Annotated in this window: 24 protein-coding genes and 1 rRNA gene; 14 read left to right on the top strand and 11 right to left on the bottom strand. The window is 42.9% G+C overall.

Features of this window, described 5'->3' with window-relative positions; genetic code table 11:
* Positions 1–93 (bottom strand): 16S ribosomal RNA (locus tag AC27IJ_RS20460); the annotation flags it as partial.
* Between the two features lie 1165 nt (positions 94–1258).
* Between AC27IJ_RS20460 and AC27IJ_RS20465 the strand changes: the two genes are divergently transcribed.
* Complete coding sequence (locus tag AC27IJ_RS20465; protein ID WP_312503659.1) at positions 1259–2989, top strand: flagellar assembly protein A; 1731 nt, start codon at positions 1259–1261, stop codon at positions 2987–2989.
* A 21-nt stretch (positions 2990–3010) separates the two neighbouring features.
* The gene (locus AC27IJ_RS20470) at positions 3011–3391 is read left to right on the top strand and encodes a response regulator transcription factor (RefSeq protein ID WP_312447415.1); all 381 of its coding nucleotides are present in this window, start codon (positions 3011–3013) and stop codon (positions 3389–3391) included.
* 114 nt (positions 3392–3505) lie between these two features.
* Here AC27IJ_RS20470 and AC27IJ_RS20475 read toward each other — a convergent pair whose 3' ends face one another.
* The 6 genes from AC27IJ_RS20475 to AC27IJ_RS20500 all read right to left on the bottom strand — a co-directional run bounded on the left by AC27IJ_RS20475 (position 3506) and on the right by AC27IJ_RS20500 (position 9283).
* Positions 3506–4222: a lytic transglycosylase domain-containing protein gene (locus AC27IJ_RS20475; RefSeq protein WP_312447417.1), complete on the bottom strand. Its 717-nt coding sequence runs from the start codon at positions 4220–4222 to the stop codon at positions 3506–3508.
* Positions 4223–4251: 29 nt separating this feature from the next.
* Positions 4252–5310: an N-acetylmuramoyl-L-alanine amidase family protein gene (locus tag AC27IJ_RS20480; protein WP_312447418.1), complete on the bottom strand. Its 1059-nt coding sequence runs from the start codon at positions 5308–5310 to the stop codon at positions 4252–4254.
* Positions 5307–6671 (bottom strand): N-acetylmuramoyl-L-alanine amidase family protein, encoded by a 1365-nt coding sequence (locus AC27IJ_RS20485; RefSeq protein ID WP_487150619.1) that lies wholly within the window; start codon positions 6669–6671, stop codon positions 5307–5309. Before AC27IJ_RS20485 ends, AC27IJ_RS20480 begins: the two co-directional genes overlap by 4 nt.
* Before the next feature lie 205 nt (positions 6672–6876).
* Positions 6877–7524, bottom strand: coding sequence for a PilZ domain-containing protein (locus AC27IJ_RS20490; RefSeq protein ID WP_312447422.1), 648 nt, complete (start codon positions 7522–7524; stop codon positions 6877–6879).
* A gap of 3 nt (positions 7525–7527) precedes the next feature.
* A complete protein-coding gene (locus AC27IJ_RS20495; protein ID WP_312447424.1) occupies positions 7528–7875 on the bottom strand; it encodes an EscU/YscU/HrcU family type III secretion system export apparatus switch protein in 348 nt (115 codons plus the stop codon).
* Positions 7862–9283, bottom strand: coding sequence for a hypothetical protein (locus AC27IJ_RS20500; protein ID WP_312447425.1), 1422 nt, complete (start codon positions 9281–9283; stop codon positions 7862–7864). The genes AC27IJ_RS20495 and AC27IJ_RS20500 overlap by 14 nt, the downstream gene beginning before the upstream one ends.
* 125 nt (positions 9284–9408) lie before the next feature.
* On the opposite strand from AC27IJ_RS20500, the gene AC27IJ_RS20505 reads away from it, so the two are divergent.
* From AC27IJ_RS20505 to AC27IJ_RS20555, 11 genes are all read left to right on the top strand, one after another.
* Entirely contained in the window at positions 9409–11550 is a 2142-nt protein-coding gene (locus tag AC27IJ_RS20505; protein WP_312447426.1) for a chemotaxis protein CheW, read from the top strand.
* Positions 11551–11620: 70 nt separating this feature from the next.
* A complete protein-coding gene (locus AC27IJ_RS20510) occupies positions 11621–12091 on the top strand; it encodes a chemotaxis protein CheW (protein WP_312447427.1) in 471 nt (156 codons plus the stop codon).
* 14 nt (positions 12092–12105) lie between these two features.
* Entirely contained in the window at positions 12106–12918 is an 813-nt protein-coding gene (locus tag AC27IJ_RS20515) for a CheR family methyltransferase (RefSeq protein WP_487150623.1), read from the top strand.
* A 162-nt stretch (positions 12919–13080) separates the two neighbouring features.
* Positions 13081–14127: a protein-glutamate methylesterase/protein-glutamine glutaminase gene (locus tag AC27IJ_RS20520; RefSeq protein ID WP_312447430.1), complete on the top strand. Its 1047-nt coding sequence runs from the start codon at positions 13081–13083 to the stop codon at positions 14125–14127.
* A gap of 230 nt (positions 14128–14357) precedes the next feature.
* Positions 14358–14681 carry a flagellar biosynthesis anti-sigma factor FlgM gene (locus AC27IJ_RS20525; protein ID WP_312447431.1) on the top strand — a complete coding sequence of 108 codons (324 nt, stop codon included), beginning with the start codon at positions 14358–14360 and terminating at the stop codon, positions 14679–14681.
* Positions 14674–15102, top strand: coding sequence for a flagellar export chaperone FlgN (flgN, locus tag AC27IJ_RS20530; RefSeq protein WP_312447433.1), 429 nt, complete (start codon positions 14674–14676; stop codon positions 15100–15102). The genes AC27IJ_RS20525 and flgN overlap by 8 nt, the downstream gene beginning before the upstream one ends.
* The gene (gene flgK / locus AC27IJ_RS20535) at positions 15099–17120 is read left to right on the top strand and encodes a flagellar hook-associated protein FlgK (RefSeq protein ID WP_312447436.1); all 2022 of its coding nucleotides are present in this window, start codon (positions 15099–15101) and stop codon (positions 17118–17120) included. Before flgN ends, flgK begins: the two co-directional genes overlap by 4 nt.
* Before the next feature lie 10 nt (positions 17121–17130).
* Positions 17131–18144, top strand: coding sequence for a flagellin N-terminal helical domain-containing protein (locus tag AC27IJ_RS20540; protein ID WP_312447437.1), 1014 nt, complete (start codon positions 17131–17133; stop codon positions 18142–18144).
* Between the two features lie 21 nt (positions 18145–18165).
* A complete protein-coding gene (locus AC27IJ_RS20545; protein ID WP_312447438.1) occupies positions 18166–18774 on the top strand; it encodes a DUF6470 family protein in 609 nt (202 codons plus the stop codon).
* Positions 18775–18795: 21 nt separating this feature from the next.
* The gene (gene fliW, locus AC27IJ_RS20550) at positions 18796–19269 is read left to right on the top strand and encodes a flagellar assembly protein FliW (protein WP_312447440.1); all 474 of its coding nucleotides are present in this window, start codon (positions 18796–18798) and stop codon (positions 19267–19269) included.
* Positions 19244–19495: a carbon storage regulator gene (locus tag AC27IJ_RS20555; protein ID WP_312447442.1), complete on the top strand. Its 252-nt coding sequence runs from the start codon at positions 19244–19246 to the stop codon at positions 19493–19495. Before fliW ends, AC27IJ_RS20555 begins: the two co-directional genes overlap by 26 nt.
* Positions 19496–19497: 2 nt before the next feature.
* Here the strand turns inward: AC27IJ_RS20555 and AC27IJ_RS20560 are convergent, their stop codons facing one another.
* Positions 19498–20790: a nucleotidyltransferase domain-containing protein gene (locus AC27IJ_RS20560; protein WP_312447444.1), complete on the bottom strand. Its 1293-nt coding sequence runs from the start codon at positions 20788–20790 to the stop codon at positions 19498–19500.
* Between the two features lie 175 nt (positions 20791–20965).
* On the opposite strand from AC27IJ_RS20560, the gene AC27IJ_RS20565 reads away from it, so the two are divergent.
* The gene (locus AC27IJ_RS20565; protein WP_312447445.1) at positions 20966–21682 is read left to right on the top strand and encodes a C39 family peptidase; all 717 of its coding nucleotides are present in this window, start codon (positions 20966–20968) and stop codon (positions 21680–21682) included.
* 21 nt (positions 21683–21703) lie between these two features.
* On the opposite strand, the gene AC27IJ_RS20570 is transcribed toward AC27IJ_RS20565, so the two are convergent.
* The 3 genes from AC27IJ_RS20570 to fliD all read right to left on the bottom strand — a co-directional run bounded on the left by AC27IJ_RS20570 (position 21704) and on the right by fliD (position 25023).
* Positions 21704–22099, bottom strand: a complete 396-nt coding sequence (locus AC27IJ_RS20570) for a hypothetical protein (RefSeq protein ID WP_312447446.1) — start codon at positions 22097–22099, stop codon at positions 21704–21706.
* A gap of 71 nt (positions 22100–22170) precedes the next feature.
* Positions 22171–22539, bottom strand: a complete 369-nt coding sequence (gene fliS, locus AC27IJ_RS20575) for a flagellar export chaperone FliS (RefSeq protein WP_312447448.1) — start codon at positions 22537–22539, stop codon at positions 22171–22173.
* A gap of 18 nt (positions 22540–22557) precedes the next feature.
* Complete coding sequence (gene fliD / locus AC27IJ_RS20580) at positions 22558–25023, bottom strand: flagellar filament capping protein FliD (protein WP_312447449.1); 2466 nt, start codon at positions 25021–25023, stop codon at positions 22558–22560.
* Positions 25024–25039 lie beyond the last annotated feature (16 nt).

Genomic DNA, 25039 nt, shown 5'->3' on the forward strand with positions numbered 1-25039 from the left:
TCCGAAAACTTCTTTTGAATCGCTTCGCTCGACTTGCATGTGTTAAGCACGCCGCCAGCGTTCATCCTGAGCCAGGATCGAACTCTCAAATTAAATGGTGTTCAATCCGGGGTCAAAATCAACTAACTAGCTAATTTATTTCCCGTTTTACTTGTTGTTTGGTTCGTATACAATTGCTTGTATTCGTTCTGAAATTTTCTCATTCAAAGTCATCAAACATGACTTGTTTTATTAGAATTTTCAGGGTTTTACATACTGTTCAATCTTCTGTTTTCAAAGTGCTTTTTTCTGTGTTACTGTCGCAGCAGCAACTTTTAAAGGATATCATAGCCGGTTGTTTTTGTCAACCATTTTTTTCATTTTCTTCAAAACTTTTTTCATCGTTCATCGATGTGTTTTGGGGAAAATTTGCCGCCGTTTTCAGCGGCGAGTTACATCATATCAAAGCATTGGACAAAAGTCAACATTTATTTTAAAATTTATTTTATTGAGAATAAAACCTCTTAATAGAATGCGTTGGTCATTGTAAATATATATTTTAGTAATAGATACTATTGGCTCCGTAAGGTTTAAAAACAATTATGACCTTTGTTCTTTCTAATACAATTATTTTGCCATAAGGCTATTAAGCCATAAGTATCAAAAGAGGCTGTATTCCTCCTGCAAACCTGGTGGCACATCGGCAAACTAAGTCTTGGTGCCCTCCTGCAGAGCGGGAATAGTTACGCGCCTTAGAATTTCAGTAACTATTTTATGTAACCAAATATATTTATTTTAAATTAAGTAACCAAAAGGGCAACTATTATGTTATATTTATAGTACAGTTTGCCGATATAATAATAAAGTCGATTTGTAATTAAGAAGGAGGTGTTCCTATGACGCGTCTTGGATCAAGGATTCCGATACCCCGTAATTCAATGCCTGGCAATCAGCATGACAAATTCTTATCATCAATGGATAATCCAAGGAATGTAGTTTCAAAAAGATCGGGCAGGATTAAATCCAACGTCCAACGAAATAGATTCTCATGGCTCGGTCCAGGTAATCTGATTAAAAAAGGCTCAAGATCAATTTCATCTGACTATATATACATAGGAATGGAATGACCAGAAACCTGAGTCAGCATTTCTTTGGTTGTGAAGCTAATAACATCATATCCTGACGTCTATTGACTCCAGCCAAAGAAACGATACAAATCAGCCAATTACTTGCATACAGGTTAATAGTAGCAGGTATTTTTTAATGTTAGGGGAAGAAAATGAAAGAAAAAACTAAAAAAGGATTCTTTAGCCTTTTCCAAAATGTAAGACGTTCAGCGGAATCTTCAGAGATATCCATTGCAAGTGTTGCTGTTTCACCTGAAGAATCCCCAAATGAAGATTTGAATAAAACAGCAGCCGATCCAACCGCACAAAAAGATTCTGCCGCAACAACCGTATTTCCCGAAATTGAAACGATTGCTCCCTCTGCTTCTTTTATATGGGATCCATCCGATGATCCGCTTATTGTACGGATCGATGAAGAGGCATTATGCAGTGAATGCGCTCAGTTTACCAGTAAAATGCAATCATTATCCAATGTTTTTAAACGGACAGCCGAAGCCGCACAAGAGCAGGCTCCCCAGCCAAAGGCGGCTCAGGCCTATATTAATATCTCAAAAGATCGAATGGCTGCGTGGTTTTATGTGATTCCTCCTTTTAACGACGGCCAGGGAATAAAGGAAGAAGACCTAAAATCACTCCTCAATCAGGAGCATGTAAATACCGGAATTATGGAGGAGTCTCTGAAATCAATTGTTGAAGATCAGGTCTATGGCCAGGCCGTACTGGTTGCAAAGGGAGTTCTTGCACGTAATGGAATTGATGGTTTTATTAAAGATCATTTTAAACGTGATCTTAAGCTTGAATTTATAGAAGATGAAAATGGATCCGTGGATTACAAAAAACTAAATAACATCCAGTCTGTCAGAGATGGAGAAGTGATCTGTAGTATAGCTCTTGCTGTTCCGGGCGAAAATGGTATGACTATAACCGGGCAACCCTATCCCTGTACTATTAAGGGAACTGACGTTCCCGTACCTGTAGGCCGCAATACTAAGCTTACGGAAGACCGGACTCAGCTCGTTTCTCAAAAAACAGGCCATGTAACATTTGTTAATGGAAAGTTCCAGGTAGATCCTATCCTTAAGATAAATGGTAATATTGATAACAGTACAGGAAACCTGGACTATGACGGTGATATTTTGATTACTGGAGATGTAAGGAACGGTTTTACGGTGAAGGCTACCGGAAACATTGACATCCGAGGTTCCGTAGAAGGCGCCCAGATTATAGCGCAGGGATCCATTACCATTGCCAGCGGAATGTCGGGAAACGGCCGCGGTACTCTGACTTCTGACTCTGATGTCAAATGCCGCTACCTGGAGCACTGCACGGTTACCGCCAAAGGTAATGTGTATGCAGAAAGCATAATCAACTCCAAAATTGAAAGCGGTCAGGATATTATTGTTACCTCCGGCATGGGAGTCATTATCGGCGGCACACTTCTGGCTGCGAACAGCATCAATGCCCGTATTATCGGTTCCAAAGTACGGCGGCTCATTACCGAATTAATTATTGCAAATGTTCCTAAAAACGTGGAAGAATCCTCTCGTATTGCCAGGGAACTGGAACAGCTTCATCATAACATGTCGGAAGTGAGAAAAAATATCACCTATCTCGAAACCACCCAAAGGCAGGATAAACAGCATCTATTGGATAATTTAAAGCAGGCTTCTACTTATTTAAACCTCCGGGAACAGGAGATCATAAACCGCCTGGAGGAAATAAACACAATTGACAAGGAACAGTCCGGAATCATTCAATGCCAGCAGCTGCTGCCCGTGGTTCGCATCCGAATCGGTTCTTCCAGCCTTTTGGTTCAGGAGGAATACTCCAGAAGCATTATTTATAAAAATAGCGAAAGTGAAGTTACGATCGGAAGTAATTAAATCAGAAGGAGGGTAGCTATTATGAAAAAAACAATTATGATTGTCGATGATTCAATTGTGACACGCAGTGAGATAGAGCAATTACTTAAAGGAACAAATTTTGATGTAATCTATCAGTGCAGAAGTGGGGAAGAGGCTCTGGAAGCCTATGAAAGAGAAAGACCTGATATTGTGACCATGGATATCATAATGCCTGGAATTGATGGTATCGAAGCTTCCAAACGCCTATTAAAGCATCATCCAGATGCAGGAATTATCATCATCAGTTCTCTTGTCTATGATAAAACACAGCAGATGGTGCAAGAGTTGGGTCCCTCTGTTCCTTTTGTTTTTAAGCCTATTAAGAAATCATATTTTATTGAGGCTTTGGTAAAAGTAAGTGATGCGATTTCTAAAAAGTAAGGTCTTCATAATAGGCAGATCTTATACATAACTAGAATGATATGTTAATTATTATTACATAGGAAAAGCCTAATGGAAAATCTATTTCTTTCGATTTTCCATTAGGCTTTTTATTTATAAATTATAGATTGATTCAACCGTTGAATCATCGGAGCCAAACTGATTGGACATACTGTAGGAAGCCATTTGCATCCGAAGCTTCATCAGTTCGATCAAATAAAGATAATCCGATTTAGCCGGTACAAGACTTCCGCTTTCTCCTTCCAATGAAGGACTTGACAGATATTGCAAAGCACTTGATATATCCGTCGAATATCCTGATGTTTCGGAATCGCCCATATAATTCTTAACCTTCTTTACATATTCCTGGGTTTCCTTAAAAGGAGGGATTCCTCCATATTTGCTCACATTATTGCCGCCGGCATTATAAGCCGCCAGGGTGAGATCTACATTTCCTTTATACCGTTCTAAATTTTCTTTTAAATACTTAGCTCCTCCCATGATATTGCTTCTTGCATCATAAGGATCGTCCACTCCTAAGGATCTGGCAGTGGCAGGCATCAGCTGCATTACTCCGGCAGCCCCCTTCTTTGAAGTGGCAGATGGGTTAAAATTCGATTCTGCCTTAGCAACCGCCTTTAACAGTTTTTCGGAAACACCATATTTTTTAGACGCCTCCGTGAATATAGCTTCAAGGTTTTCCGGAGCCTTTACTACTGATTTTAAAATCTGTTTAAAATTCCCCTTGGCAGATGAAGCTGCCGTATATCCTGCCTGCCCTGCTTTTGCATTAGTAAGTGCAGACAGCCTTAACTGGTCTATCGTTGCCAAAATTTAATCCTCCCGTCAATCTCCGACTTTTACGGAATCCATTTTCCTGAAGCATCCACCCAATAATTGCCCACATTTGTGCTGCTTACCATGCTGCCATCCGGATTTAAATAATACCAGATCCCTGGCTGGGGCTGTATCCAACCCGTCAGCATTTCTCCTCCGCCCGGATTTAAATAATACCATTTCCCATTGACAAACTGCCAGCCCATGAGTAGTTTTCCATCCTTGGGATTTAAATAATACCATCTTTGACCTGACAGGAGCCAGCCTGTCTGGTAAATTCCATTCCCGTCAAAATAATACCAGTCATTTAATATCTGTTTCCAGCAATTCCTGGCGATTCCTCCATCCTCCTGCTTGTAGGTATTTCCCTTCCATGCACCTGATGTATCGCCGTCATATTCCATAATCGTATCATCGGAAGTGACATAATCCCCATCCTTCATATATTTCCGGTCATCGGAAGTATAGCCGATAGCCCGGACTTCATAGTAATATACAGCATCCTTATCCATGTATTCAGAAAGATCCACCATATTGGTTTCTACGGAAATACGCTTCTTCAGCTTGTCATCTGCATAAAGAGCAACCTGATAACCCGTAGCAAATTCAACTTTTTCCCACACAGCCTTTGTCTTTTTGCTGTCGCTCCAGCCTGCCCTGGCTGTTTTTCCTAAAATAACTACAGGAACATAATCCACCTTTATTTCCAGTGTATTGTTATCAAGCGCTTTGGCGGAAACGAACTTTGCCCCTGTGATCTTACACTCTGTCCGGTTGTAGGCGTCAGCAAATATCGAGGTGTCTGATGTTAAAAACACGCTGACCCGTTCATTCTTCGCTGCCTTCCATTTGCTGATATCCCGTTTCCAGACAACCTCATTAACCGATACTCCGGCATTGGTTGTGGAAATTCCAGGCATCAGTATTTCTTCATTCCCATACTGGCTGTCAAACTTAAGATTTACGCTTCGAATCACAACAGAATCGGCAGCAAAGGACATAACAGCCGGCAAGCATGTAAATGCTGCCACCAACACTGCAAAAAACATAGAATGCAGTTTTCTTCTCTTATCTCTCATCATTGTACCCATACTCCATCTTCATTTACCGGAAATCCATTGATTACCGTATTAACAGCCATCGTGCCATCCTGATTAAAATATCGCCACAGTCCATCGATCTTCTGCCAGCCGGTTACCATGACTCCGTCTTCCCCGGTAAAATATGTATGCCCATTCCGGGTGATTAAACCCTTTAGCATAGCGCCCTCTAGGTTTCCCTGTACGGTATTTAAATAATACCATCTTCCTGCCTGATTGATCCAGTCCTTCTGCATAGCACCCTGGTTGTTAAAATAATAATAATAGCCGTCTATGACCTGCCAGTTCGTTGCGGCGGCTCCCATGGGGGCCTCGTAGCCGTTGTCCGGATAAAAACAATACCATGTATTGTCAATTTTATTCCAGCCGGTCACCATGGCTCCTTTGGAATTCATATAATAGATATCAGAATCCAGGATAAACCAGCCGGTCACCATCTTTCCATCCTGGTCAAAGCGGTACCATACGCCATCAAGTTCCATCCATGAATTCGCCTGAACCGTTCCATCAGCATAACGGTAGTACCAAACTCCGGACTGCTGATCCCAGCCCTCTTTTATTCCTGAGCCATTTGCTGTACCGGCAATTGTATCCGAGTCTTTTCCTGTACCATCGGATACATCCCGGTCCCTGATAACCAGTTCGTCTGACTCCACCCATCCACTTTTCTTTCCATTCTTCAGTTCATCCTGTTTAAAGGGAACAGAACGGATTTTGTAAGAATAGGTCCCTTCCTCTGTCATATACGGATAGAAGTTATAGGAGGTGGCCTTTACCTGTTCCTTTTTTAAAATAATTTTTTTACCGCAATAAAGCCATAATTCATAAGCGCCAGAAGTATTATCTCCTTTGGACCAGACAGCCTGGCCAAGCCTTGTATCCTTCCAGCCCACGTCTTCCGGTTCCGCGTACAGGCCTTTGACAGGCTTCGTCCTTAAGGTGACAACTAAGTCACTGCCATTTCGCTTTGCGCTGACATAGGAGCCTCCCGTGATTTTCATCTTGGCAGCCTCATAAGAGGACTTAAAATAAGCATCGTATTCATCGGAAGGGGTAAGGGTAACATTCATCCTGGGTTCTTCCCCTACTGACATATCCTTTGAGGTGGAGGTGACCCACTTCGCCTCCCTGACAGTGTACTTTTTATCACCGGAGTTCACATAGCATTCCCCATTGGTTTTATTAATCTGTATGTCAGGCAAACGGTCTCCTGCCTCGATATTAAGTACCACCTTAATGCTGATTGAATTGATTGCCTCTGTTGCCATTGCTTTTTCAGGGAAGAGACACAGGCAAAAAGCTGCAATAATGGCTATTGCCAATCCCCTCTTTTGTTGTTTCATGAAATCGCTCCTTTTTTAAAAATACAACTTTGTTCTGCAGTTTGTAGATTTCTATCATTAAGCTATATACAGCAATGCTATGGTTTCATTACCTTTAGCTGCTCAATCATGCAAATGCAGGCCTTTTTACATTCAGTGACATCTTCTTATCCCCCGTTTCATCAACCATAAAAAGCAGTTAAAATTCCTATTACCCAATAAGCAATTACAGTGTTTTTCTTCTTTTCAGCTGTTCCAAAAAAGTGAATTTTCTGACCATGGATTCCTGATAAGATGTCATATCAAAGAAACGGCTGCCATATCGGTAGAGGGGCGGGTCATTCTCACCCGACAGTTTATCCACCCATAAAATACTGCCTTTTAGCCTGGTACAGTCGCTGTCAGTTTCAAACAGAAAAGAAAAGATCTGCTCCTGCTTTAATTCAACAGCCGATTCAAGCCCGATACCGCCTGCACTAATATCTTTTATTTTAGCGGGTATATGTGTGACCTTTCCGTCTGAATCTGCCGTCTCTAAAGTAACCGGTAAAGAAATCCTGACCTTAAGGTCACGACGCCTTTGTTCTATACCGATCAATTCGTCAATTAAGCATGGAACCTTATAGATCGCATTTGCAATCTCTCCGATTTCGTCGCCATTGATCTTTACCCTTCCGGACAAACGGCATTTGCATGTAACAAGCCCCTGAACCCCGTCATAAAACACGATCACGGATTCTGTACTCACCTTATCCATATCTTCCTCTTCAAAGATAAGGCCCATACTGTCCTTGTGAGAATCAACTACCTTTACCTCTGCGATAAAGACACCATTTAAGGAATAAACACTTGCTTTTTCACATTCAATAAACATAACCTACTCCACCGTTTCCTCTATTATTATTTCCTCTTCCTCTGTTTCCTCTATGGGCTCCGGTTCCGGTTTTTCCACCGGACCAGGTACATAATTCAGGAAATAAAGGTAAATGTCCACAATAGTCTGATATAATTCATCCGGCACCTGACTTCCAAGTTCAAGCTGGGTTAAAATGGTTGCCAGTGAATTATCCTCATAAACGGGTACACCGCTTTCATTGGCAGTTTCTATTATTTTCTCCGCCATATATCCCATACCGGAGGCCACGATAACCGGAGCAGAATTCTTTGCGTCGTCATATTTCAACGCGACCGCCTTTTTATTTAACGTATTTTTAAATTCTGACATCAACTGAATTTTTCCTTTCCTGGATTTTGGGAAATACTTCTACCGGTGAGGAGGGTCCGCCCCCTGCCTGGAGGTAAATACTGTCTGCCCGGAAATGATACCGGTCAAGGATACTTTTAATCTCCTTATGAATATTGCCCTCTGATTTTTGCATCTTTTCCGGATAATAAAGCTGAATAGAGGCCGCATTGTCCCCATAAAAAAGCAGCAGTTTAAACTGGCCTAATTCCCTGATATCAAACTTAACGAAAATTCTGGTTGTATGCTTTGCCCCTGCCTGGGTGCTGCTGCCCTCCTCGTCCGGATCAATCCACATTTCGGAAAACAGTTTCCGCCCGTCAACATTCATGGGGAATGCCAGATGCAAAAGGGGCATATAAACACTTTCATTTAAAACCAGGGATTGCAGCATATTCTGAAACATCTGCTTATTCTCAAGGCCTGTACCTCCACCCACACCAGTCTTTAGAAAATCAATGAACTTATCCGCCCATTGGTTTTTCCCTGCCGCCTGCTCTAAATCAACCTGATTAAGCAGCTCATCGAACTGCTCCATTGTCATGGATCCAAAAAATTTACGAAAGCCCTGATATCCCGTAAGCCTGGAAAAGGACTGCAAAACCTCTTCCCTGTTCCCATTTTCATACCTGGCCATTAATACCGTTAAAAGAGATATCTTATCACGTATGGTGCCCATGTCGTGATTCATTGCGATATAACGGCCCAGGAAAGGGAGGAGCTTTTCCTTTAAGAGCGCGCTGTTTTGGGCAGTCTGACCTTCGGGTGCAGATAAGTCCAGCTCCTTAAGCAAAGCCTCTATCTGCTCTCTTGTCTGCTTAAAAACATACCCCTCCATATCCTTTACTGTATTAAATATATCATGAAGTATATGCTTACCGGAAGACATATCATTGAATTTTCTAACAAAATTTAAAATCTCTGCTTTCAAATCCACAGAAGTTGTTTCTGCCATCACATGACGCAGCTGGTCAAAAATACCTCCGTTAAAACGGACTGCTGATTCGGCCTGTTCCTTTAAAAAGGGCAGAATCTCTTCCCCCTGCATCTTGGCCGCTTCAAAAAAGGAAGCGATCTTCTGTGCGGCTTCCTCTCCCATGATTCCGCCCGTCAGCATTTCTTCGCCCTGAAAGAAAAGATCGGTAAAAATTTTGGAAAGATCGGGTATGTTTTTTACCTGATTTAGAAATGCACCGAAATTCGACCCGTACTGGAATGCCAGCTGCTGTTCCCCGTTTCCCCCGGAATCAGTCCGGTTATCCCCTCTCATCACTCTTGAAGGGTCTACGGGATTCTGAATATGGATTCCCTGACCAGCCTGGGGGTTGTTTTTTATCGTGGAATTATCATAACCGGAAAGGGGTGTTGTAACTTTTAAAATATCTGCCATACTATGCCTCCATTTAACTGGTGTTTTATATATTTTTCGAAAGGTTATTTAAATTACTATTATTTTTTATCCAACCATACCGATAAATAGATATATACTAAACTAGACAAGGCGGTGTAAATATTATGGATAACGGCATGGATAATATGCTTGATATGTATCTGTTTGAAACCAATTCCCTCCTGGAGCAATTAGACGAGCTCCTGATAGAAGCCGAAAAAGCAGGAGATTTTACAGTAGATGACGTAAATGAAATCTTCCGCATCATGCACACTGTCAAGGGTTCTTCCGCTATGATGGAATTTTCGTCCCTGATGCAGATAGCTCATCGTATTGAAGATTTATTCTTTTTTATCCGTGAGAATGGTCTGGATTCCCTTGACAGTTCCCACAAAGGCACTCTTTTTGACTTAATGTTCCGCTCTACTGATATGCTTCGCGCTGAAGTTTCAAAAGTAGAAAACAATGAGCCGCTTAGTGATAATGTCGACCATCTGACTCAAGAAATTAATAGCTTCCTGAAAAAAATCAGCGATGATAATCCAACCGCTGCCGGGGAAAAAGAACATCCGGTCACTTCCCGACCAAAAGAAGCTTCCCAGCCAGCGCCGGTCGTATCCTCTCCCGTTTCAGCCACCAGTTTGGAAGAAATACGTCTGGACTTAGCAGAATGCCGGGATGACACGGCTGCCTTTTTCCTTCGTATCTTCTTTGATGAAGGTTGCGGAATGGAAAACCTTCGGGCTTTTATGCTTATCAGCGCATTAAAAGAATCCGGGCTGGAGTTCGGCTATTATCCTGCCGATGTGGAGACCAACAGCCAAAGCAGCGGGGCTATTATTGAGAAAGGCTTTTTCATGACCTTCCAATCCCGTGGGGAGGCGGACTCAGCCATATCACAGGTCAACAATATAAGCAGCATCCGTTCCTATGAACTGATTGAAAATCCCCGTGCCAAGGCCGCTCCCAGTGCAGAAACGAAGAATACTACAGCCGTTTCAGCCCCATCTGCCGGTGAAAGTGCCCCGGTCACCGGTTCTCCTGCCCCAGGAAACGCTCATCAGATGACGAACAAACAGAATCTGATCAGCGTAAATCTGACAAAGCTGGACAACCTGGTGGCAATCGTCGGTGAGATTGTCATTACGGAATCCATGGTGACTTCATCGCCTGAGATTCAGAATTTAAAGAACCTTGACAGCTTTTTAAAGGCCACAAGACAGCTTCGCAAGCTGACCGATGACTTGCAGGACATTGTAATGTCCCTTCGCATGGTTCCTGTTTCCGGCGTATTCCAGAAAATGAACCGCATCGTCCGGGACATGAAGCAAAAACTCAAAAAAGACGTGCGTTTAACCATTATCGGTGAAAATACGGAAGTTGACAAGTCCATCGTAGACAGCATCGGGGATCCCATCATGCACATTGTCCGTAACTCCATGGACCATGGAATTGAAGAGACTGCCGAGGAACGTATTGCTGCCGGTAAAAATCCTCAGGGAGAACTGACTCTCTCAGCAAGCCATACAACCAACGAAGTCATCATTACCATCAGCGATGACGGAAAGGGTGTGAATCCGGCAGGAGTTCTTGCAAAAGCAAAGAGAAACGGCATTCTCACCAAACCGGAAAGCGAATACTCACAAAAGGAAATCTTAAACCTTCTTCTGGCTCCCGGCTTTTCTACCAATGAAGTGGTCACTGAATTTTCCGGCCGTGGAGTAGGTATGGATGTGGTTAAGAAAAATGTTGAGAATATCGGAGGTACCATAAGTATTTCCAGTGAATTAGGCAAGGGAATGTGCACTACCTTGAAAATCCCCCTCACCATGGCCATTGTGGATGGCATGGAGATCTCAGTGGGAAAATCTGTCTTTACCATCCCCATTGCGAACATCCGCCAGTCCTTTAAGGTGAAGAATGAAGAAGTGATCTACGATACGGAAGGCAATGAGATCGTTAAGTGCATGAACCAGTTCTATCCCATCATCCGCATTCACAGACTTTATAACATTGAAACAGAAATTACAAGCATTGAAGACGGAATTCTGGTTTGGGTGGAATCCGGTGACAAATCTTACTGTCTCTTTGTCGATGAACTCTTAGGAGAACAGCAGGTTGTTGTAAAACCGCTTCCGGTATTCTTAAACAGCTTCAATGTTAAGGATTCAGGTATCAGCGGCTGTACCATTCTTGGTGATGGTAATATCAGCATTATATTAGACGTTTTAAACCTGTATGCCGCATCACAGAACCAGTACTATTAATTGAAATACCCTTGGTATACCTTTATGCCCAGAAAGCATGGGCAAGCAAATTGAAATCGGAGGAATACAAATGCCAGCAGAAAATACAGCTACATCCGAAGTTTTTACTTCCGCACGGACAGAAACCACGGAACGCTATTTAACCTTCCGTACAGAGAACTTAACCTTTGGTGTGAGCACCAATTATATCATTGAAATTATCACCAACCATACAATTACTGCCATGCCCATGGTACCAGGCTATGTAAAAGGAATCATCAACTTAAGGGGACAGATCGTTCCCATCATGGATATCCGTTCAAGACTTGGCAAACCGGACATTGAATATACCAGCTCAAGCTGTATCATTGTTCTGAATGTGGATTCTGTTTTTATAGGAATCATCGTGGATTCAGTGGAGCAGGTTCTTGACATTGACTATTCCAGAATCTCACCGGTTCCGGCCAATAACCGGGAAGAACTGGTCAGCGGCATGATATCCGTTTCGGATAACCATATTGTCCTTCTTCTGGACTGCGAAACCTTAGTCAATAACTCATAAAGGACGGCCACCCTATGTTAACAATTTCGCAGCATGATTTCATACGGCTGGTTGATTTCATGAAAAAAAATTATGGAATCGACTTATCTAAAAAGATGCAGCTCATTATGGGAAGATTATCAAACACCATCATTTCCATGGGTTTCACTTCCTTTACAGATTATGTAGATCACATTCTTTCGTCAAAGAATCAGGCTGATCTGGAAATAATGCTCAACAAGCTTACAACCAACTACACTTATTTTATGCGGGAAGAGGCACATTTTAATTTTTTTCGGGATACCGTTCTTCCTAATCTAATAAGCACAAAAAAAAATAAAGTTTTAAGTATTTGGAGCGCCGGCTGTTCTTCCGGCGAAGAACCTTATACTATTTCCATGATTATCAAGGATACCCTGGGGGCCCAGGCCGCCCTCTGGGACACCAGGGTCCTTGCCACGGATATTTCCCAAAATGCATTAAGGGCCGCAAAGGAAGCGGTGTATGATGCGGATTCCTTAAAGAACTTATCTCCTGGCTGGAGATCCAAATACTTTGTCAAATCCCCGGAGCAGGGATTGTATTCCGTAGCTCCGGCGATTAAATCAAATGTTATTTTCCAGACCTTTAATCTTATGGACCCCATTCGGTTCCGGTTAAAATTCGATATAATATTTTGCAGGAATGTCATGATTTATTTTGATCAGAATACCAAAGACGGGCTGATTCAGCGATTCTATGATGCAACTGCCCCAGGCGGATACTTATTTATCGGGCATTCTGAAACAATCAACAAAGAAAAAACGCCCTACCGGTACTTAATGCCGGCTACTTACCGAAAAGAATGATCTGCGTAATATAAAATCTATTTACTGTCTCCCCATTTCAGTAAATGGATTTTATATTACACGGATAGTAATACCCATCGGGTATCTCTTTACACCCGATAAAGCGGGGTGGCTCTGCCAATAAAGCATGGGCAGGCAAAAGAAATAACAGGAGGAATAATTATGGCCAATAAAATCCGAGTTTTCATAGTAGATGATTCCCTGCTGTTTCGCAAGGTATTAATGGATAATCTCTCTCAAAATCCCAATATAGAAGTGATCGGATATGCTGTTGATGCATTTGACGCGGAACGTAAAATTCCTGTACTTAAACCAGACGTAGTGACACTTGATGTGGAAATGCCCATGGTCAATGGTATTGAATTTGTAAAAAAGCTTCTTCCCAAACATCCGGTTCCAGTCATTTTAGTCTCTTCTCTTAATTTAAACGTGTTTGAAGCCCTTTCTGCAGGCGCTGTGGACTTTGTAAGAAAACCTGACATGTCCAGCAGTAATACTGCCAGCACATTTTTAAATACCCTGATCAGCAAAATTTTTATTGCTTCCCGTGCTGTCATCAAGGTCCCGGCTTCTACCCCTCCCCCCATAGAACCAGGGAAGCCTGTCATGGGAAAAACGGCCTTCTCCATGAATGCCTGCAATACCATAATCGCCATAGGCGCTTCTACAGGTGGAACAGAAGCCACTCTCCAGGTGCTTAAAGACCTTCCTGCGGACACGCCTGGAATTGTGGTCACCCAGCACATGCCGGAGGGCTTCACCAAAATGTATGCAGACCGTTTAAACCGGCTCTGCACCATGAACGTAAAAGAAGCCCAAAGCGGGGATACCATAGAAAGGGGACAAGTTCTGATTGCTCCCGGTGACCTGCAGATGAAGGTAGTCAAAATGGGAAGCCGTTACACGGTAAACTGCTATCCCGGTGAAAAGGTAAGCGGACACCGTCCTTCCGTGGATGTTCTGTTCCAGTCCGTAGCTGACACGGCCGGGGCCTCCTCCGTGGGGATCATCATGACCGGCATGGGAAGGGACGGAGCCGAGGGACTGCTCAAAATGAAAAAAAAGGGGGCTTTTACCATTGGGCAGGATGCGGAAAGCTGCGTTGTATACGGAATGCCAATGGTTGCCTACAACATAGGAGCTGTCACCAGACAGGTGTCCTGCGCAAATATAGCTGGCGTCCTGATGAAGCATCTAAGTTCACTTTAATTGAGAAATTCTATTCCCGAAGTTAATATTTTCTCAAAACTGACGATATTATAGATGTAATAAAAAAATTTCCGTGGTTTGGTTTTCTTAATAACGATAAACGAGAGTGCCGCCTGAATCTTATCCATAATACCCACAAAGGGTACTTAGGTCATTTAGAAAATCAGCCGTTCGATGAACCAGCAGGCAAATCGAACTTCCTTATAACATTCTTAGAAAGGAGTAAGTAAATGCGTATTTCCCCGAACTATTACAGTACGCTGTATAATTCCTCCACGACACGGCAGAACCAGGACCAGAACGAAATCAGCCTTTCTGAATCCGGTAAGAACAATTACGATGAAATCACCATCCGTTCTGCTCCCCAGGAAGCAATGGATTCCAAATTCATCTCAACCCTTAAAAATGCCCTTATGAAAGAAATTAAGCAGACCGCATCAGAAGAAAAGCTGGACAGCTTAAGACAGAAGATTGAGGACGGAACCTATCAGGTAGATGCAAACAAGATCGCCGAAAGGATTCTTTTATACAAAGGAGCAGATTTCAATGAATGATTTTACCGCAGTAATTGAGGATATGATCCAGCTTTTTCAGGATCTGATACAGGTTGAACAGGTAAAACTGGAGGCCGCTAAGAAGAACCGGGTCACTTATGTAGAAGATTGCATGAACAAGGAACAGGCCGCCATATTAAAGCTGAGAGGCCTTGATAAAAAACGGGAGGATTGCCAGGAACGGCTTGGAATGAAGGGGGATACCTTTCAGCAGATTCTTTCGAAAATCCCAGAGGACGAGGTGCGCAACCGGATGAAAGAACTGTTTGACAGGCTTACCTACCAGGTCCGGCTGTTTCAGGAAATAAGTGACGGCGCACGAACCATGATTGAAATCAATCTTCACATGATAGACAAAGCCATTCAGAATTCCCAAAGAGAAATGGCTCCAGACAAAGCAAAATGGGAGGGACTATTATGACACGCTCAACTTTCTCCGGATTTACCATTGCCCAACTGGCCATGACTGCCAGCCAGCGCGCCATTGACGTGACCGGACAGAATATAGCAAATATTAATACAAAGGGCTACACCAGACAGAGAGTGGATCTGGTAAGCTTTAATACAAGAGGCGGCGATAACGTAAGCACCGGGCCTGGTTCTAAAATAGGTTACGGCGTTCAGATTACCGGCATTTCCCAGATCAGGGATCCATTTTTAGATGTTCAGTTCCGGAATCAGATTGCCAAGGTGGGGACAGCAGATGCTAGACAGGCTACCTTAGATCAATTAGCCGATATTTTTGATGAGACCGATAAGGATGCATTAAAAAAAGCGCTCAGCGATTTAAGTTCCAGCCTAGACCAGTTATCCTCCAATGCAAATAACAGCGAGTTTGACAGCATTGTCCGTTCCAGGGCTCAGGTCATTGTAAATTACATCCATCAAAAGGCTTCTGACCTTAAAAGTGTCCGTGACGAAACCGTTAATGGCCTGGAGAATACGGATATTCCTGCCATCAACAGTCTTCTTTCCGACATCGGAGAGTTAAACGACGCCATCTGGAAGAGCCAGGTACAAGGCAATCCCGCTCTTGAGCTTTTGGATCAGAGAAATGAAAAATTCGATGAGCTTGCCGGTTACCTTCCCATCACCGTTACTTACAATGATGTGGTCGTTGCCACAGGAGCTAAATTTGAGTATCCGGTTGTAAAATTCCGTGGCAGTGATGGCATGACCTATCCTCTTACGGCAGGGGAACATGGCGAAAATGTCGCTTCACTTTCTATGGAACGGAACAAAGGCATAAACGGGGAGCCTGACGGCACAGTTTCCATATCAATGATTCCTGCCAGCAATTTCCCTGGCAGCGCGGATGTAAGCTCCCTGAAAACGGATATTACCAATTATCTGAAAGAAGGAACTTTAAAAGGGACTGTGGATGTATTGAATAAATCCGGAGAAATGGACAACCCTGCCACAGATTACAGAGGAATCGGATATTACGAAAAATCTTTTGAAGCTTTTGTCCAGACTTTTGCCAGGACCTTTAATGAACTGAATGTCAATACAAAACCTTATACAGGCGTGACTTCGCTGCCGGATATGGGCACAGCATCAAAAGACTCTGCCACTGGCGAAGCAGTATTCGGCATGGATTTCTCAAAGACAACAGGAAACTTCTTAAGGGGAGAAACCATTACAGTCAATGGTACGAAATACACATTCGGCAACGGTACAGGCGAAATACCCATTGGAGCGACGATTGAGGATAGTATAAACAACCTGGTTACCAAATTGAATGCCGACCCAACTACTAAATCAATGCTGGTAGATGGCAACAGCGAAGCTGGCACATGGTCCTATGCTTCCGGAAAGCTGGAATGGCGCAGTGACAATGGTATAACAACGGATGTGGAAAGCATCAAGACCCCCGATGGAAAAGCTATATCCCTTGGCTATAAAGCAAACCCTGTCAATGTCAGAAACTTTGATTTATTCCAAACCTCCGATGGAAGCAACCGCTTTACCGCCAGCAACATTAAAATATCCGATGACTGGATGAACAACACCATTCACATCATCTCTTCCCATCAAGAGGATGCTGGTTCCACTGCCAATGATAACATTATAAAAATGCTGAAATCCCTGACCGATGAGCGGGTTTTCAAATATGAATACACCTACATGGACAACAACGGGGTTGCCCAAGCCGGATATATTACCCACTATACCGGAAACTTTTCCCAGTGCTACTCTAATCTGGAAAACACTCAGGGTATAGACAGTTCTGCCAACCAGGCAATCCTTGATAACCACATCTCTGTGCTTCAGCAGACTGCGGACAGCAAGGATGACGTATCAGGTGTCTCCTTAGATGAGGAAGGCATCAACCTGATGCAGTACCAAAGATCCTTTTCAGCTGCTGCCCGTCTAATGACAACCTTAGACGAAACACTGAATATATTGATAAACAATACCGGCATTGTAGGAAGATAGGAGGTTTCCAATGAGAATTTCAACTAATGCGATTATACGGAATTATAAAAGCAATCTTGCAGCTTCCATAGCCAACTTAAATAAATCCAGAGACCATGTTATGACTCAGCGAAGCTTTAACAAAGTTTCGGAGGATCCTGCATCTGCAGCCCGCGCATCCCAGCTTCACCGCAAATATTACAAGAATCTGGATAATCTAAGCACCTTATCGGACGTTCAGTCCCGACAGGATGGACAGGAAGATGCCCTCATGCAGATATCCAATGCGATGAAAATCATTAGTTCTGATTATAACATACAGGCTATGAGCGGTGACAAGCAGACGCCGGAAACCCGGCAGACTTTTGCCTCTGCCATCCGCCAGTTCCAAAAATCCATGGCCTTAAGCCTAAACTCCACCTATGAGGACACGTTTTTATTTGCCGGAGCAGATGGAAAGAATCCACCCTTTGTGCTGTCCGAGGATGGAAAAACCCTTACTTACCGGGGTATTAATGTGGATGCCGCACCTGGCAGTCAAGATTATAAAGATCTTACTAAATTGTCCAAAGAAAACCTTTATGTTGATTTAGGGATGGGCCTTTCTCTCGATGGCGTTGACCGTGTCGTGCCTTCCAGCGCATTTAACCTTTCTCTTCCCGGCATAAAAGCCACTGGATTCGGAAAAGATGCGGATGGGTTGAGTGATAATGTCATTTTATTAGCCGGCCAGCTGGCTGATGCCCTGGAGGCAGATGATTTTGATACAGAGGCTTATGGAAAGCTTATGAACAAGTTTAAAGACTTAGGAACCAACGTACTAAATGAAGTTACGAATCTAGGCGTTAAATCAGAATTTTTAAATACCACAAAGGACCGACTTGAAAATAACGATATTTCTCTGCAAGAACAGATGTTAAAGGTGGAAGGAATGGATCCTGCAGCTGCTATTACCGATTATATGTGGAATCAGTACGCGTACAATGCCGCCCTAAAGGTAGGAACCAGCATCTTATCTCCATCTTTTATTGATTTCATGAAGTAAAATTGATGGAGGTGTGTTATAATGGAACCATTGCTGAAGATTACTACCATACCTATTGAATATGAACTGAAAGTTCATGGTGCAAGACTGGAATATTCCAGTTCTAAATCTCAACTGATAACCGACAGAATCAAGGGCGGCCTGACCATAAAAAATCGCCCCATTAAATTACATCTGGATACGTACGATGCACGTAATTCAGTCTGCCCTACTACAATGGAAAGCGTGCGCCAAGCCGCTGCCAAGGGTAAGTCCGCCGCTCTGGAGGCTACTGCTACATATGCAAAGGAAGGTGCCATGTTGTTAGACCCCAAGATTACAAATCCCCTTGATCAGATATTCAGCCAGCGTGCCCAGCAGCCTACGGGAGAATTCGGATTACGGTTTCTTCCTACTACGGGCCCTGATATCGAATGGTCTGATCCGGATTTATCCATGCAATACCAAATGGATAAACTAAGCTTTGACATAAAGGTGGCAAATGGAAACTTTGAGTTTATACCGGGAAATGTTGAGCTATCAATCACTCAAATGCCTGACGTGAATATTGAATATATCGGCAAGCCTCTTTATGTTCCGCCCAGCGCGGCCAGCTACTTCAATCATACTCCGGTAGATATTCTCGCTTAACCCTATACTCTGGAGGTATTTATGGAAATCAATACACAATATTTTGGCAAGATTTCATGTTCAGAAAAAGAATTCATACATTTTTCTGACGGGCTGTTTGGTTTTAATGACTTAAAGAATTATGTTCCTCTGGCCTTTCAGGAGAACAGCGATGCTTTAATCTGCCTGCAATCCGTAGATGATTTCAGCGTATCTTTTATTCTTATGAATCCATTCCAGTTTTATGAGAAGTATGAACCGGAATTATCTCAGGAGGATCAAAAACTGTTAGAAACTGAGGACAGCGAAGATAAGGTTTCTTATTATGTCATCAGTGTAATCCATGACCCCATGGAGAACAGCACGGTAAATTTAAAGGCTCCTATTGCGGTAAATACAGAAACCCGGGAAGCCAGACAGATAATTTTGGATAATCCACTTTACCGCTTCCGTCACCCGCTTAAGGATTTTATAAAAAAGGGGGATTCGTATGCTGATTCTTCAAAGAAAAAATAGCCAGTCCCTTACGATTGGTGACAATATCAATATTACAATTCTTGAAATTGGAAATGACTGGGTAAAGTTAGCCATCGATGCACCAAAAGAAATTTCAATTCTTCGTACCGAGTTATTGGAAGCTGCCTCAGCCAATCAGGAGGCCGCTTCCTCCCATCTAAACGAAGGCTCTATTTCCAAAATCAAGGACTTGATGAACAAATCAAAAAACAGCGGAGATACCTGATATTAATTAGGTATTTCCGCTGTTTTTTGTTCTTCTTGTTCTTCTTGTTCTTTCTGTACCTTTTGCTCTTCTTGTTCTCTTTCCTTCTTCTCTTCTTTTTCTACTTTCTCTTCCGTTTTTACTCCCTGATACTTTCTCCACATAAACCGAAAAAGCGTCTTTTTAGAGATCCGGAACTTTTCTTCCATTCTGCTGCCAACCATCCTTCTGAAATATCTCTCTAGACGGATCAGCCAAAAAACGGGAAGAAGTGCGCCGGCTTTCTCTAATGCCGGATATATGGTTTCCATGTATTCCCGATCCGGAAACAGCCACGCTACCAGCCTTCCCAATTCTTCCTTTTTCCTATCCCTGGAGTAACAATCAGCAACCGTTTTGATCAAGGGCAGGAACTGCTCACTGACTTCGCGCCCTTCCGTTCCTTTGCTGAAGATGTAAGATTCCATATTATCGTATATTTCCACATTTTCAATTCCCGTTCCGGTGCCAAACCAGCGAAGGATAAGATATTCCAGACGCTCTGCAAATTCCTCTATTTTAAGTTCCTTCAAACGTTCGTAAATATAAGGCCATAAAAAGAATTCCCCCTGGGTTTTATAAAATGCCCAAAAATCCATAATCTGGCTCAGACTGATATCCCCTCTGGCATAAGAATCCGTCAGCCTGCACATAAGGAATAAATACGTCTCACTGGCATTCATCTCCTTGATATGGTTCTGGCCTTTTTTATTTGGCAGGGAACGAACCAGATTGATATAAAATTTCTGCATTGATCTGCTGAAGAACATGGTTTGGTTGAAACACAAAACTTTATTACCTGGAACCCGATAATAAAGTTCCCCTCGAATTTCCGTATATCGTTCTTCAAAATCCGCGTCCCAAAGAAGTGTTCTGATGACCTGGGCATACTTCTTTTCCGTGCCGATCTCTATAAATTCCCTGCAGCACATTTCTTCAATGGGATAGCATTTAACAAAATCTGAATAATTTAAAAAAAAGCAGTTTATCCCGTTCCTTTCCAGAAGGGTCTGTACCTGCCTTTCTGCTGAACGTAAACGTTCAACCCGATGGACGGATTCTAAATATTTGCCAAAAAAACGCTGACGGATAGACTGAGGAATCTCTACATCTAATCCCATAATCCCGTAATAGACAACATGAGCCACACGATGATAATCAGCAATCCGAAACATCTTATCCCAATTTAAGTACCTCAGCGGCTCCGGTGATTCCTTCTGGTTTATCACTGATGACAGCAATGTCATTAAATACCGTTCTTCGTATCCTTTACTCATTCACGATTCCACCTTTAATCAATATACGTTTCCCTGCTGTCAGCTTATTTTTTACCGCTGAAAAATAACACCTTATATACTATATATCGGTTTTTTTACAGCAATCTTAACTTTATCAGGCAGTAGTTCGATAAATAACATAGAAATAAATATTATTATAGAAAAGGTGAATGTGTTGAATACCATCCAATATATCCTGTTCCGAACCATGTTTCTGTCTGTAATTCCTTTTATGGCCTCCCCTTCCTTTGATCAGGCGATCCCGGATGAAACGGCAGTTATTTCAGATTATTCTGAAAATGAAATCCTTAAAACGCCAACAGCCGATTTTCCTCAAGAGGGAAGATATGACCTCATGCTGGACAGCGTATGCGGCCCTCTTACCTACTACAACCAGTCTGATACAAGATGGGGCAGCTTTCTATATGGTGGAAAGGATCCTCTTTCAACCTATGGCTGCGGTCCCACGGTTATGGCCATGGTTGTCACAAGCCTTACCGGCAATCAGGTGCTTCCTCCTGATATGGCTGCGTGGGCAGCAGCAAATAAGTCCTGGGCACCCGGTCAGGGTTCCTATCACCGCCTGATAATAGACAGTGCCCTGGCTTATGGCCTTACTGCCGCACCAGTTAAAGATTATACGGTCCAGGGGCTGGCAAATGCATTAAATTCCGGCCATTTGGTCGTCGCTCTTATGAAAAAGGGCCATTTTACCCAGAATGGTCATTTTATTATACTTACCCGCTTTACGGAAGAAGGAATGGTAAAAATTGCCGATGCCAATCTATACGATAATTCTCAATTAGACTGGGATCCCTCTCTTATATTGAAAGAATTAAACTACCATGCTTCAAACGGAGGGCCCCTTTGGATGATCGGTCCTCCGAGTTAAACAATCGAACTTCCCTGATAATTATTGATAGTAAGAGTCCTTTCCTGATAACCGTATGCTTATGTAGCGATCCGCTTCAATGGTACGGTTTAAAGCGAGCTGAATACTCTTTCCCTTCTCTGCCACTCTCTCCGCCATAGGACTGTCAGGATTCCTGCCTCCATTGCCATTTAGCCACTCTCTTACCTGACTGCCTTCTTCCGGTGACAGGGCGGATACCAGGCATTCTATGTTCCTCATACATACATCCGCTTTGTTCATTTCATCCTGTCGCATTCCTAATAACATTTGAACTGATTCCCTGTCATTGCGGGATAGGGCATCTCCCATCTCCCGGGTAATGCGCTCAATTTCAACAATAAACATATATTTCTTCTGCATTTCTTTAAGAATTTCAACCAGCATGGAATCTTCCATGTTCATCCTCCCTCATACCCATAACTGAATGTTAAATAGCCGGAGAGAAAATTTTCCCTCCGGCACCATTTTTAACTGCTTAACCGCTGCGCCTCTTTGAAAGCATCTCTCAATTCTGCAATCAAGGGTCTGACCTCTGCAATTACTTTTGGATTTCTCCCTGCGCTAATCCGGCTGAATTCATAAAGAAAGAAATTATACAGCCGTTTTAACTCGGAGCTTATTTCATATTTATGATCCAGGGTATTTTTTAAATAATTGACAATGTCATTGGAACGCTGCATGGACTGGTCAAAAAGCGCATAATCTTTTTTTTCCAGGGCAAGTTCCGCTCTAGTCAGACGCTTTAATAACTCATCATACAGGAGACCAAGCATCTCTCCTGGAGTCATGGTATTTACCGCCTGGGCTTTGTAATTCTGATAACCATTCGCATTCATATTATGCACCGCCATCCTTTATTGCCCGCCGACTGAACTCAGCCAACTGCTTTGAGAATTCATCTGGGAAATCAATGTCTCCAAAGTGGTAAACTGCTTTACATACCGGTCTGTCTCTGTCTGAAGCTGGGACTGAAGGCGCTCAATAATACTATCTATTCCGTCAATGGATTTTTTAATGGTATTGGACAGAATGCTGTTGGGAGAATAGGCGGAACCCGCTTTCTCAATCAGGCTGCCCTTGACTGCTCCTTTTGTAGAGGCATAATTATCGGTTATGGTAGTAAGACGGGACATAAAACCACCTGTTTCTCCTGTCGTCTTATCCGCTTTCTTAATAAAGAGATTTTTCAGGTCTTCCGCAGAATTTTCCAAAGCTGCTCTGAATTTTGTCTCGTCAAGCACAAGGCTTCCCTGCTCTGAATAATCTTTGCTTGTGGATATTCCAAAAGACTCCAGCTTCCTTTGATCCTCGGAACCAGGTGATAATACAAAACGCAGACTGTCAGAAAGGCTTCTTAGCTCAGGATCATTAAAAAGCAGTCCCTTTTTGGCTTCTTCTTCCCATTTCTCAATCTGAGAATCCTTCATCTGTTCTTTCTGTTGATCCGTCAACGGCTCATATTTGCGGTTTGGCCTTGTGGAAACTTGATCATTTACCTGTTTAATGATATCGTTATAGTCTTTAATCATATCAGAAATAGCTTTTACAATCTTATCTGTATCTGTTTTGGCATTAAAGGTAACTTCCTGATCTTTATCGTATACACCTGTCTCATTAAAGGTTCCGCTTACGGTAACATTTAAGCCATCCAGGTTAAAGGAATTGCTTCCCCTGGTCAATTCGACCGGAGCTGATGAATCGCCGTATTTCACGTAGATAACGGCATCTTCCCCTTTAACCGCAGCCGGAGGAGTTACCACTCCAGTAACAGGATCCTGAGTTCCGGCTAAGGATCCAAACAGTTTCACATTATCCGTATTCTGACCATCTGTAGTTTTAGCATTAAACTCAATCTTTCCGGATGCTCCTTCTTCCTTCGATACAATGGAAAACCTGTCCGCATTTCTTAAATAGCTCACAGTTACACCGGCATCAGAAGCATTGATCTTATTGACAATTTCACTTATACTGCTTCCATAAGTCAGCCCTTTGATATCCACACCATTGATGGTAATGTTCAAAGGATCCGTTTTCGACTTGGAAGGGTCAGTATTCAATCCGGATTCCAAAAAGGTGGCATTCATCCTCAGTCGGTTTGATTCCCCTTCTGCCACATTTAAGGCACCGCCCTTTCCTATGACTCCTGAATCGGCAGAGGAGATTGCCAGGTCTGAAGATCTGTCATTCGTCCCATCAGGGTTTTGGGTAGTAAACTGGAGCTTCCCTTTATCCCCTGTCACATCGGTGGCTTTCACTTCAATTCTTCCTGTTCCAAATTCTTTTGCAAGTTTTCCCTCAATATCCTTCGCAAGATCAGCCATACTATCCCCAGCCTTGTACGAAAGCAATATGGATTTTGTAACTCCGTTATATGTAAAGGACATCTTTTTGCCATCAACCTGCTCTTGAAAGGACAGAGGTTTAAAAAGATTCTGATTTGTCGTTAATTCATCCGCCATTCCGCTTGCAGTGATGACAGTCTTGCCCTGTTTTCCCAGTTCCACAAGGGCCTCACCATTCTCAATACCAAAGGCTTTCAATGCCCCCAGGCTTCCTCCTGCCAGACAAATCTCATTTTCTGCGGTATCCTTGGATTTAAAATCCAGCTTAAATGGGGTTCCTGCTGGATCGTTTGCTGTACCAGCAGGGTCTGCTGTTACCTCAATCATATCGGCAAGAGTCTTGCCTCCTCCTATAGAAATCCCTTCCAGTGCTTTTGTAATGGATTTCACGGTTTGCGTTCCATTGGAAAAATCATATGGATTCCCATCCTGATCCGTACCGCTATTTAACGGAACATTAAACGTCTTGTTTCCAATCTGAAATTTTAAACTCTCCCCTTCCAGGGTGCTGACTGTCTTGATTTCATTTAAATCGATTTCTCCAGTACTTAACTTTCCTTCGGTAACATAATTGCCGGAAACCACAGAGGCCTTCTGGGCCAGCTGTTTCACACCTACAACGGAAGCAGCACTCGAGTTTGAAGGACTTCCTGATACCTGGACATACTTGCTGTTAGTTCCTATCGGCGTAACACTGCTTCTTGCCCAGAAAGCAGCGCTGGAAATATTTGTATCAGGGTTCGTATAAGAAGTATATTTTGCTGAAAACTCAATCAGCTTGGTACTGATGGAGCGGTAAGTATCCTGTTTCCACAGCAGGGTCTGTTTGCTCTTTTCCTGCTTCGCAATCTTTGCTCTTGTGGCGGCGGTCATTCCTTCAATCAGACTATCCCGGTCTAAGCCGCTGGCAAGGCCGCCAAAGCCGCGGACAGAAGAAGAATAGCTGCTATTTGTCACACTATTATATACTGATGCCATAATGTAGCTCCTTTCT

The sequence above is a fragment of the Lacrimispora sp. YZC11 genome, from assembly GCF_057543815.1.

Coding starts and splice junctions, on each gene's coding strand:
- AC27IJ_RS20560 (WP_312447444.1), bottom strand. CDS start 20,790: ATGAGTAAAGGATACGAAGAACGGTATTTAATGACATTGCTGTCATCA.
- AC27IJ_RS20470 (WP_312447415.1), top strand. CDS start 3,011: ATGAAAAAAACAATTATGATTGTCGATGATTCAATTGTGACACGCAGT.
- AC27IJ_RS20500 (WP_312447425.1), bottom strand. CDS start 9,283: ATGGCAGATATTTTAAAAGTTACAACACCCCTTTCCGGTTATGATAAT.
- AC27IJ_RS20555 (WP_312447442.1), top strand. CDS start 19,244: ATGCTGATTCTTCAAAGAAAAAATAGCCAGTCCCTTACGATTGGTGAC.
- fliD (WP_312447449.1), bottom strand. CDS start 25,023: ATGGCATCAGTATATAATAGTGTGACAAATAGCAGCTATTCTTCTTCT.
- AC27IJ_RS20545 (WP_312447438.1), top strand. CDS start 18,166: ATGGAACCATTGCTGAAGATTACTACCATACCTATTGAATATGAACTG.
- flgN (WP_312447433.1), top strand. CDS start 14,674: ATGAATGATTTTACCGCAGTAATTGAGGATATGATCCAGCTTTTTCAG.
- fliS (WP_312447448.1), bottom strand. CDS start 22,539: ATGAATGCGAATGGTTATCAGAATTACAAAGCCCAGGCGGTAAATACC.
- fliW (WP_312447440.1), top strand. CDS start 18,796: ATGGAAATCAATACACAATATTTTGGCAAGATTTCATGTTCAGAAAAA.
- flgK (WP_312447436.1), top strand. CDS start 15,099: ATGACACGCTCAACTTTCTCCGGATTTACCATTGCCCAACTGGCCATG.
- AC27IJ_RS20540 (WP_312447437.1), top strand. CDS start 17,131: ATGAGAATTTCAACTAATGCGATTATACGGAATTATAAAAGCAATCTT.
- AC27IJ_RS20495 (WP_312447424.1), bottom strand. CDS start 7,875: ATGTCAGAATTTAAAAATACGTTAAATAAAAAGGCGGTCGCGTTGAAA.
- AC27IJ_RS20480 (WP_312447418.1), bottom strand. CDS start 5,310: ATGATGAGAGATAAGAGAAGAAAACTGCATTCTATGTTTTTTGCAGTG.
- AC27IJ_RS20525 (WP_312447431.1), top strand. CDS start 14,358: ATGCGTATTTCCCCGAACTATTACAGTACGCTGTATAATTCCTCCACG.
- AC27IJ_RS20465 (WP_312503659.1), top strand. CDS start 1,259: ATGAAAGAAAAAACTAAAAAAGGATTCTTTAGCCTTTTCCAAAATGTA.
- AC27IJ_RS20490 (WP_312447422.1), bottom strand. CDS start 7,524: ATGTTTATTGAATGTGAAAAAGCAAGTGTTTATTCCTTAAATGGTGTC.
- AC27IJ_RS20520 (WP_312447430.1), top strand. CDS start 13,081: ATGGCCAATAAAATCCGAGTTTTCATAGTAGATGATTCCCTGCTGTTT.
- AC27IJ_RS20505 (WP_312447426.1), top strand. CDS start 9,409: ATGGATAACGGCATGGATAATATGCTTGATATGTATCTGTTTGAAACC.
- AC27IJ_RS20570 (WP_312447446.1), bottom strand. CDS start 22,099: ATGGAAGATTCCATGCTGGTTGAAATTCTTAAAGAAATGCAGAAGAAA.
- AC27IJ_RS20510 (WP_312447427.1), top strand. CDS start 11,621: ATGCCAGCAGAAAATACAGCTACATCCGAAGTTTTTACTTCCGCACGG.
- AC27IJ_RS20515 (WP_487150623.1), top strand. CDS start 12,106: ATGTTAACAATTTCGCAGCATGATTTCATACGGCTGGTTGATTTCATG.
- AC27IJ_RS20485 (WP_487150619.1), bottom strand. CDS start 6,671: ATGAAACAACAAAAGAGGGGATTGGCAATAGCCATTATTGCAGCTTTT.